A 10,404-nucleotide genomic window follows, 5' to 3' on the forward strand; every position below is an offset into this window, starting at 1 on the left:
GGCGGATCGCGTGTGGTCCGTGGGACCGGGGCGGGCCGAAGGGGTCCGCCCCGGTCCCTGAGATCAGCGGCGCGCCTCGCCGAACACCGAAGGGTAGTCGGCCACGGCCTTCGACCAGTCATCGTCGTAGCGGATGCGGATGACTTCCCAGCCGATCTCCTTCAGCCGCTCGGCGGCCTCCTCGTCGCGCAGCGTCGTCTCGGCGTGGTCGTGGTGCGGACCGTCGACGAAGACCGCGACGGGGCCGAAGGAGGTGTCGTAGACGAAGTCCGGCTTGGACAGGGCCGCGCTCAGCCTGACCTGCTGGTGGTCTGGCAGGCGGTGGCCGTGGGTCCTGAGGTAGGCGATGAACCGCTCCTCCAGGGAGGAGTCCGCACCCTCGATGAGCGCGTCGGCGTGCTCGTCGCGGGTGCGGCCCGCGTGGCTGGAGCCAACCTCTCCGCCCGCGAAGTCCATCAGCAGCTGCTTCACCAGGTGGCGGTCGATCATCCGGTGGTGGCGCTGGTTGCCGAAGGAGAGCAGGCAGTCGTAGCAGCCCTTCTCGCACGGGTCGCCATTGCGCTTCTCGGCTCCCCGGTCGCGTCCGACCTGGTCGAAGTGCGCGATCTCCAGGGCCCGGCGGGCGGCGCGGGCGAGCGCGTCGGGCTCGGCCTGGAGGCGGCGCAGGACGCCCGCGCCGCCCTCGGCGCTCTCGATGAACAGCAGCCGCTCGCGGGGACCATCGTGCGGCGGCAGCTCCTCGGTGTCCAGCTCGGAGTCCTCCAGCTGGAACTCGGCCTCGATGCCCCGCTCCAGCGCGTACTGGAGGGTGATCGCGGTGTCCTTGTCGACGGGGGCCGCGAGCTTGAGGACGAGGATGTTACGGGTGTCCTGGACGTACGGGATGACGGGGATCTTGCGCGCGACCTTCTCCGCGTCGGCGAGTCCCTCGTCCTCCACCGGGGTCTCCCGGCCGGGCGCGTTCGTGCTCGGCCTGCCGGTGGAGCCGGCCAGCCACTGGCCGGTGACCGGGTCGAGCCAGAAGCCGATGTCGCCCTTGGCGACCGAGCGGCGGTAGCCCAGGTTGGTGAGCCGGACGGTGGCGCTGTCGCCGTAGACCAGTTCGGCGAGGAGGCGGCCGGCCGCGGCCTTCGCCTCGGCGCGCAGCGAACCGTCCCGGCCGTCCTCGTGCTGCTTGAAACGGTAGGAGATCTCCACCGCGTAGCCCGTGCGCTGGCGCTCCTCCTCGTCGGAGGAGATCCGGTCACGACGGTGGGTGAAGACGGTGTGCAGGTGCAGCAGCCCGGTGCGGGGGTCGCCGTACGTGCTGCCGCAGCCCAGGCAGGTGTCCTCGCGCCGCTCCTCGGGGGACAGGTAGCCGCAGCCCTGGCACACCTTGGCGCTCTCGGTGGTCAGTTCGCCGCTGGTGTCCGGGGGCAGCTGTACCCGGTCCACCTTGAACCGGCTGCCCTCGTGGTAGATCAGCGCGCCCGGCCCGAACTCGCGGATCGCGATGAAGCGGGACCGCTGGAGGTAGTCGCCGTCGTAGCCGCGGCTGGTGCGGCCGGTGCCGGGGATGTACGCGGCGAGCGGCAGCCGGGGGAAGGAGTAGCCGGGCAGGAAGCCCTCGGAGGCGAAGTAGCGGTACGGGTAGAAGTCGGACAGCACCGTGCGCTCGCCGCCCTGCCTGTTCTCCAGGAGGGCGATCTGGTTCTCCGCCTGGGCGCGGCGGCGGACAGCCTGGGCCTGGGAACGGCCGGTCGCCGTGCGGTTGCGGATGTTGTCGTGCTGGATCTCCCGCTCCTCCAGGGCCTTGCGGTAGAGGTTCCGCCAGCGTCCGCACTTCTCGTCGAAACGCCCGGGTGCCTTGGCGACGGTGTCCTCCAGCCACTGCTCGTGCCACCAGGACGTCTCGCGCAGGGCCTCGACGCAGCCCGCGAGGACGGTGCGGGCCCGTGCGAGGGCGCGCTGCTGGGCGGCCGGCTTGCCGATCTGCTCCCGCACCCCGTCCAGCAGCTCCAGCGAGGGAGCCTTGCCGTCCGTGTCGAGGATCTTCGTCATGGTGCGCCCGAGTTCCAGGCGGGTCTCGGCGAGCCAGATGGCGTGCACGTGGGAGGCGAGCAGGTCCTCGTTGGCCAGGTCGAGGCGGGGCGCGGCGACGGTGCCCGCGACCATCTGGTCGGAGCGGGTGAAGTAGTACTGGTCGTGGCTGTTGCCGGTCGCGCAGTACGTGGTGACCAGCGCGGGCTGGCCCGAGCGGCCCGCGCGGCCCGAGCGCTGGGCGTAGTTCGCGGGGGTCGGCGGGACGTTGCGGAGGTTGACGGCGTTGAGGCTGGCGATGTCGACGCCGAGCTCCATCGTGGGCGAGCAGTACAGCAGGGGCAGCGGCAGCCCCTTGCTGAACAGCTTCTCCCGCTCCTCGCGGACGTCGGGGTGGACCTGGGCGGTGTGCTCGGCGGCGTGCAGTCCGGCGAAGGTGGACGCGACCTCCTTGTAGAGGCCCTTGAAGAAGGCATTGACGCGGGGGCCCCGGCCGGTGCGGTAGGTGCGGCGCAGCCGGTCCACGGCGCCGTGCTCGTCGTCGCGGGCGTGCCAGCGGATCACCGGGTGGTGGATCTGGTAGCCGGGGTCCTCGCCCCGGCCCTGGGTGATCCGGCTCAGGACACCGCCGTCGGCGAGGACCTCGAGCAGGTCGCGGATCACGTCCTGGGCGTCGTCGAGGGAGAGGTCGTGGCTCCAGTCCGGGAAGGTTTCCGGCTTGCGGACGTGGCGGCCGAAGGCGGTGCGGCCGGTGAGGTTCAGCTCGCTGCGGGTGCGCCCGGAGCGACCGGGCCGGCCGGAGAGAGCCACCGCGACGCCGGGCGCGGGGGGCGCGGACTCGGTCTCGGCGATGGCCCACGCGTCGTTGAGCTTGGCGGACTCCTTGCGCAGCTCGTTGAACTTGGCCTCGGTGAAGTACGGGGTGTCCACGGCGCGCTGGCGGCGCAGCTCGTCCATGAGGACGCGGGCCAGGTCGAGCCGGGTGGCCGGGGTCGCGGTGCGCAGCGGCCCAGCGGCGCGCTGCCAGCGCTCCTCGTCCTGGGCGATCTGGTCGAGCCCCGCGTACTCCAGGCCCAGCAGACCGGCCTGCTCCAGGTTGGGCATGGTGATCCGCCAGCCGCGCTCCAGGTCGAGGAAGAGCCGGTACTCGGCCACCTGGGCCAGCGCGTTCAGCGTCTCCTCGGCGAGCGCCTCCACCTCGGTGGGGTTGTTGGCGTACTCGTGACGGGCCAGCCCCATGGCGGCCACGACCTCTTCGCCCAGCCGCTTCCAGCGCAGGCCCGCCTCTCCCGCCTTCAGCATGGCGCGGTAGAGGGCGCCGCGCAGCTGGGTGACCATGACGAAGTCGTTGAAGTGGCCCGCCTGCAGGCTGGCGTCCTGCCTGTTGTCGACGAACGTGAGCAACTTGCGTGCGTCCTCGCCGAGTTCGTCCGCGGGCAGACTCTTGAGGTGGCGGACGATGGAAGCGCTGACGACGGAGGTGGCGGTGGAGCGGCCCTCCTGGTCGAGCGTCATCAGCTTGGCGAAGTCGCGTTCCCTGACCTGCTCGTAGCTGACCCCGCACTCCAGGCAGAACAGGAACGGAGCGGGCACGTAGGCGGCGTACAGTCCGCCCGCGTCCTTGTTCACCGCCGCGCCATCGGGCCTCACCCACACAGGCTGCGGGGCGCGCTTCTTACGGCTCGCGGTGAGGACGGGCGTGCCCTTCTTCGGGTCGAGGGTGAGCCAGCTGTCGGGGAAGCGGCGCTGGTCGATCGCGTCCGTGACACGCTCGGGCCACGGGTTGGTGGCCGAGAGGTAGAGGTAGCCCTGCTCGTCGTCCGCGTCCTCACGGGTGCGGAAGGCGACCGTGCCGTCGTCGCTCTGCTCGCGGGCCACGGTGAGGTACTCCTGGCCGCACTCGCGGCAGAAGGACAGCGGCAGCAGGAGCTTCTCCGGCTCTCCGGGCACCCGCTGCTGGTAGGTACGGGTGATGTGGCGGCTGTCCGCCGGCTCCAGGGAGACGTACGCCGAGCCGCCCTTGGAGAGGAACTGGTGGAGGCGGAACGCGAACAGCGCGCGGTCGTCGGCGTCGCGGACCTGTGTGCCGGCCCGGAGGGTGGACCGGATGGCCTTGGCGCAGGCGGTGTACGGCTCGTCCTCGGGTGCGTCGCGCGGGACGTCGAAGGCGTCCTCGCGCAGGACGCGCGCGGCGAGCTCCACGGTGGTGGGCTTTGCGCGCACCAGCAGACGGGTGCCGTCCTCGTCGGTGGTCTCGGTGAGGCCGAAGGCGGTCTCGACCCAGCGGGCCAGAGGGTCGGCCTTGAGTGCGTCGTACTCCAGCGGAGGGTTGTTCTCCCTTAGGCGGGCAGCGAGTTCGGCACGCGTGGGGATCGTGTCGCCGGTCGCGCGGACCAGGGTCTCTCCCACCACCCGGTCTGGGGAGATCTCCGTGTCGAACAGGGTGGAGGCGACCTCGGCGACCTCACGGCGGCGGGCGGCGGGGGTGCCCTTGGTGGACATGGTGGCGGAGGTGCCGACGCACTGCAGGGCGGGCGACTCGCACGCCTCGCGCACGCGCCGGACCAGCAGGGCGACGTCGGCGCCCTGACGGCCGCGGTAGGTGTGCAGTTCGTCCAGGACGAGGAAGCGCAGGCCCTTGGCCCGGCCGATGAGACGCTTGCGCTCCTCGGGGCGGGTGAGCATCAGCTCCAGCATCACGTAGTTGGTGAGCAGGATGTCCGGGGGGGTGTCGAGGACCGCATCCTTCTCGGACTGCTTCTCCTGGCCGGTGTAACGGGCGTACGTGACGGGCTCGTTGCCCTCGCCGTATCCGGCGGTGAGGAACTTCCTCAGCTCGCCCCGCTGGCTGTTGGCCAGCGCGTTCATCGGGTAGACGATGATCGCCTTGATGCTCGGGGGGTCTCCGGGCCGCTTCTCGCTCAGGATCCGGCTGACGATGGGCACGATGTAGCCGAGGCTCTTTCCGGAGCCGGTGCCGGTCGTCAGGACGTACGAGTCCTTCGAGTCGGCGGCCTCGATGGCGTCGCGCTGGTGCCGGTGGAAGCGGATGGGGCGGATCGTCGCACCCCGCTTGTCCTTGCCGGTGCGGAAGATCCGCTTGCACTCGGGGTGGAGGAGGCCGAGGTCGTCGGCGAGGTGGTCGACGGTGCCGCCGCTCGCGAAGCTCGGGTTGAGCGAGAGCCAGGGGTCGGGCCACTGGTCGCCGTCGGCAAGGGACTTGGACACCTTCTCGCCGATCCGCGGGTCGTCGATCACCACCGATCCGGACGTGTATTCCTTATAGTCCCGGATGAGCCGACGGTGCACCTCGAAGACGTCCACGTGATCCTCACTAGCTCCCGACGTAATCCACGCATCACCGTAGTGGGTGAGGCACACGGGACGGACCGTCCCGCCTTCATCCCCATTAGAGCAAGAGCATGTGAACTCAGTCAACGGATAATGCGTCGCGGGGGAAGCATTCGAAGCATTGCCGTGCCACACTCTCCCTGACAACAGCCCGGGCAGGGCGCGGCAGGGCACGGAGGGGACGGGCCGCAGGGCGAATGGACACCGGAACACTGATCGCCGGTCGCTACCGGATCAAGCACCTGATCGGCCGGGGCGGCATGGGAGTCGTCTGGCTCGCCCACGACGAGAACCTGGGCCGTGACGTGGCGTTGAAGACCATGAACGTCGATCCGGGGCTGACCGAGGAGCAGCGCGCCCGCGACGCCGAAAGGTTCCGCCGGGAGGCGCAGGCCGTCGCGCGACTCGACCACGCGGGCCTCGCCACCGTCTACGACCTCGGCGAGGAGAACGGCACCCGCTTTCTCGTCATGCAGTACGTGATCGGACCCCCGCTCGACGACCGGATCGTCGAGGAGGGCCCGCTCTCCATCGAGGAGACCGCGTCGATCGGCGTCCAGATCGCCTCGGTCCTGGGTTCCGTGCACGCCCGCGACGTCGTGCACCGCGACCTCAAGGGCAGCAACGTCGTGATCCGCACGGACGGCGTGGTCAAGGTCCTCGACTTCGGCGTCGCCGCCTTCCTCGACCCGGACACCACAGGCCTCACCACGACCGGTGAGCGCCCCGGCAGCCTGGAGTGCATGGCGCCGGAACAGGTGCAGGGCAAGCCGGTCGACCCCCGCACCGATCTGTACGCGTTGGGCTGCCTGCTGTACGCGATGCTGACGGGCGAGCCGGTCTTCACGCACGAGTCCGAACTGATGCTGCCCGGCATGATCCTTGAGCAGCCGCCCGTACCGCCCGGAAGGCTTCGCGCGGGCATCCCTTCCGAACTGGAGGACCTGGTACTCCAGTTACTGGCCAAGGACCCCGACGAGCGACCCGCCCACGCCGGCGAGGTGTGGCGGCGCCTCGCCGTATGGCTGCCCGAGCGCCGCACCCCCGAACAGGCACTCCTCCCGTGGGCCGAAGTGGACCCGCTGCGGCCCTTCACCCACCCAATGGGACCGGAGGCCCGGCCGGTGCGGGCATGGGCAACATCGGGGCGGAGCGGCCGAGCCGGGCGGACGGGGGCGGCGTCCAGGCGGAACAGCCGGCCGTCGCGCTGACCCGCGCGCCTCGCCGACCGGAACGCGACGTACGCCCCAAAACCCCCTTACGCATCTGTGAACAAAGTCAATGGTCGTGTACGCTGACCGATGCAGTTCGGAGGAAGGGTGGCTTGATCACACACCCATGACCGAGGGGAAAGTCCTCCCTCCACCAGAAATGCCCTGGGAGTGTAGATGTCCACGTCGCGCGCCGTACCGGTGACCTTGGCCGAAATCGCCCGCCTTGCGGGTGTGGGACGAGCCGCGGTGAGCAACTGGCGGCGGCGGCATCCGTCCTTCCCCGAGCGGATCGCCGGCACCGACACCAACCCTCAGTTCTCCTTGACCGACATCGAGGACTGGCTGCGCGACAACAAGAAGTTGAAGAAGTCCGCCGAGAGGGAATGGCTCTGGCCCGCTTTCGAGGCGCTCGGCGGGCGTGACGAGACCGGGGCCGCAATCGCCGAGGTAGGACGGCTCCTCGCCGGGCGGGCGAGCGACGAAGGCGAAGAGATCCGTGCCGAGACACGGGAGCTGATCGAACGGGCCGTGGATCTCGGACAGCGTGAAGGGGGCACGGAAACGTTCGCGTTTCTGCTGCGCCGCTGGCTCGACGTCCATGTGCGCCAGATCGCCACGACCCCGGAACCGCTGGCATCCCTCATGGCAGAACTCGCCCTCGGGGCGGCCAACGGCGTGGCGGGCGACAGTCCCGGCAGCTCCGGCGGCATCACGGTCATGGACCCTGCTTGCGGCCCAGGGCATCTCCTCCTGGCCGGGGCCGATGCCGCAAGGGTATCCGGCGCCGAGGCACTCACACTGCTCGGCAGTGACCGGGACGCCGTCCTCGCCTCGCTGGCGGACTCCCGCATGGCCCTCGCCGAGAGAGAGGGCCACAGGGAGAAGGAGTGGGCGCAGGTCTCCGTACGGGCTGCGGACTCCCTGCGCGACGACCCGTTCTCCGGCACCCCCGCCGACATCGTCCTGTGCAACCCGCCCTTCAACGAACGGGACTGGGGATACGAGGAGTTGGCCACCGACGCCCGCTGGAGCCACGGCCTTCCCCCGCGCACCGAGCCCGAACTCGCCTGGGTCCAGCACTGCCTGGCCCAGCTGCGGCCTGGCGGCGCCGCGGTACTGTTGCTGCCGCCCGCCGTCGCGGCCAGGAAGGCCGGCCGCCGCATCCGCGGCTCGCTGCTGCGCACCGGGCAACTGCGGGCCGTCGTAGCGTTGCCGCCGGGCTGCGCCGCACCGCACAGCGTCTCCCTGCACCTGTGGGTGCTGCGGATGCCCGTCCACGGGGAAGGCACGCCGGTGGGCGATCGGCTGCTGGTCGCCGACGCGGCCTCGCGGTTCCCCCGGGACGCGGAGGAGAAGTGGACCCCCGACTGGGCGGCGATCAGCGCTTTCGTGCGCGAGGCCGTCGAAGAGGCGGACTCCCCACAGGCCCCTGCCTGTGTACGACAGGTGCCCGTCATCGAACTCCTCAACGACGAGGTCGACCTGACCCCTGGACGCCACATTGCCCCGTCCCCGGCGGACACGGCCCCCCGACTGGCCGAATCCTGGCGGGAGTTCACCGGGCTCACCGCGAATGTGAACAAGTCGGCCAGGCTGCTCGCGGCGCTCGACCTCGCCACGGCCGAGGCAGACACACCGACGGCAACCACAGTCGCCGAGCTCGCCCGGGCCGGGGCGCTCACCCTGCGCGGCGGCCAGCAGCCGCCGGAGGAATCGATCCAGGCCGGCCCGCCGTCCGACGACGGCATCCCCCTCCTCACCGTCCCCGATCTTCTGGTGGACGGCGAACCCCGCAGCTGGCTCGCTCCCGGCACCGCAGCGGCCGGCGAGGCCGTGATCGCCGAGCCCGGGGACATCGTGGTGGTGGGCGTCGCCCGTGCCTTCTCGGCCTGGGTCCACGAGGGGCCGCCGACCGCCCTCGGCCCACAACTGCATGCCGTGCGGGTACAGCCCGAACAGCTCGACGCCTGGTTCCTCGCCGGTTCACTGCGGGCTCCCGCCAATGCCCGGCAGGCCGGAACCCACACCACGAACTCCTCCCGCATCGACGTCCGCCGTCTTCAGATCCGCCAGGTTCCCCTCGGAGAACAACGGCGCTACGGAGAGGCGTTCCGCGAACTCACCGCCTTCGAACGGCTGTTGCGCCGCGCGGCTGATCTCGGCACCAGCCTTGCCCGCGACCTTGGCGACGAACTGGCGGCCGGACGCCTGGCCAACCAGGCGTAGCACATCGGCTCGCCCGCACCGGCCGGCGTCACACCTCCCCGCGCCTGGGCTCGGCCAGGCGGGCCGTGAGCTGGGCGTCGACCGCTTGGCGTACGGCCTCGACACGAGCCGCGAGTTCCGGTGGCAGTCCGGCAGCGGTGCGGCCCGCCGCGTCCACCGCCGCGATGGCCGCCTCCAGTTCCCCGAAGGTGAGCCGACACTCGGCCAGGCGAAGCCGGATCAGGGCGCGATCGGCCCGCTCGGCCGGGCCGTCCCCGTGCATGAGGTCGTTGTCGACGGCCTGGTAGAGGCGGGCCGCAGCGCCGAAGTTGCCGGAGAGGCGGAATCCGTCCGCGGCCCCCTGCCACACGCGACGCACCAGAGGGCGCCGCTCGCCCCACTCCTCGCGGACGCGTTCTGTCACGCCGGACAGCCGGGCGGTCGCGTCGCCCGGCTCACCGGACGCGATCTCCGACTCGGCCTGCGCGCAGAGCTGTTCCACCACACGGGCGTCCAGCCACTCGTCGGCCGGTGCGGACGCGGCAGGCGGTGTGAGAGCGACCTGGCGCGGACGAACAGCCCGGTCCTGCGGCCGGCGCAGGGGGGCGGTGGGGTCGGGGTGGGTGCGGGGCCGGGGTTCCGGATCGCCGACCGCCGGGGCGTACGGGGCGAGGACCGCCAGGACCTCGTCGACGGCCGGGCGCTGCTCGGGCTTCTTGGCGAGCATCCGCAGCACCAGATCGTCGATCGGCTCCGGAATGCCCGCGGCGTACACGCTCAGCGGCAACGGCACCTCGTTGAGGTGCTTGTCGGTGAGGCCAGACTCCGGGCCGAGCGGGAACGGGGGCCGCCCGGTCAGGAGTTCGTAGAGGATGCAGCCGAAGCAGTAGACATCCGTGCGCGTGGTGGGCTCGCGCTCAAGGAGCTGCTCCGGCGCCAGATAGCCGCGGGTGCCGAGCGTCGAACCGTGTGCCGTGTACCGGGTGGCGTCGGCGTGCAGCGGCTTGGCGATGCCGAAGTCGATGAGGACGGCCCAGCCCTCTTCGTCGATCATGATGTTCGCGGGCTTGAGGTCCCGGTGGACGACCGGGAGTGTGTGCGCGCAGACCAACGCCCCTGCCACCTGGACGGCGACGGCGACCGCCGTGGCCAGCGGCAGGGGACTGTGCTCGTCGAGGAACGTCCGCAGGCTCACCCCGGTCACCAGGCGCATGGCGATGTAGGGGACGCCCCGGTGCGATCCACCCCCGTACAGTTCGGTGATGCCCGGGTGGTCGAGCGTGCCCAGGAGGTTGGCCTCGCGCCGGAACCGGGCGTTCCTGACGGCGAGTTCGGCCTCACGCTCGTACGGGTCGAGGCAGTACAGGGCCTCGGAGTCGTGGCGCAGGAACTTCACCGCCACCTCCCGCCCCCCGGACACCTCTCGGGCCCGCCAGACCTGGGCCATCCCGCCCTTGCCCAGCGAGTCCCTCAACTCGTAGCGCCCGTCGACCAGATCACCCACGCCGGGCTTGTACGTATCCGCGTCCACCACCGTGCCCCTTCGCACCACTACGCATCAGACCCACCAGGGTAGCGTGAAAGATTCTAGACGCGAGCCGTCCGTGGACTCAGT

Annotated in this window: 4 protein-coding genes; 2 read left to right on the plus strand and 2 right to left on the minus strand. The window is 71.0% G+C overall.

Translation table 11 applies throughout. The features are described 5' to 3' along the window. Positions 1-63: 63 nt before the first annotated feature. A complete protein-coding gene (locus BFF78_RS08460) occupies positions 64-5,343 on the minus strand; it encodes a DEAD/DEAH box helicase (RefSeq protein WP_069777717.1) in 5,280 nt (1,759 codons plus the stop codon). Between the two features lie 224 nt (positions 5,344-5,567). Between BFF78_RS08460 and BFF78_RS08465 the strand changes: the two genes are divergently transcribed. Beyond that, positions 5,568-6,581, plus strand: a complete 1,014-nt coding sequence (locus BFF78_RS08465; RefSeq protein WP_069777718.1) for a serine/threonine-protein kinase — start codon at positions 5,568-5,570, stop codon at positions 6,579-6,581. A 177-nt stretch (positions 6,582-6,758) separates the two neighbouring features. Further along, positions 6,759-8,810, plus strand: a complete 2,052-nt coding sequence (locus BFF78_RS08470) for an N-6 DNA methylase (protein WP_069777719.1) — start codon at positions 6,759-6,761, stop codon at positions 8,808-8,810. Positions 8,811-8,838: 28 nt separating this feature from the next. Here BFF78_RS08470 and BFF78_RS08475 read toward each other — a convergent pair whose 3' ends face one another. Next, positions 8,839-10,320, minus strand: a complete 1,482-nt coding sequence (locus BFF78_RS08475) for a serine/threonine-protein kinase (protein WP_069783467.1) — start codon at positions 10,318-10,320, stop codon at positions 8,839-8,841. Positions 10,321-10,404 lie beyond the last annotated feature (84 nt).

The organism is Streptomyces fodineus (genome assembly GCF_001735805.1).
GTDB lineage: Bacteria > Actinomycetota > Actinomycetes > Streptomycetales > Streptomycetaceae > Streptomyces > Streptomyces fodineus.

Coding starts and splice junctions, on each gene's coding strand:
- BFF78_RS08465 (WP_069777718.1), top strand. CDS start 5,568: ATGGACACCGGAACACTGATCGCCGGTCGCTACCGGATCAAGCACCTG.
- BFF78_RS08470 (WP_069777719.1), top strand. CDS start 6,759: ATGTCCACGTCGCGCGCCGTACCGGTGACCTTGGCCGAAATCGCCCGC.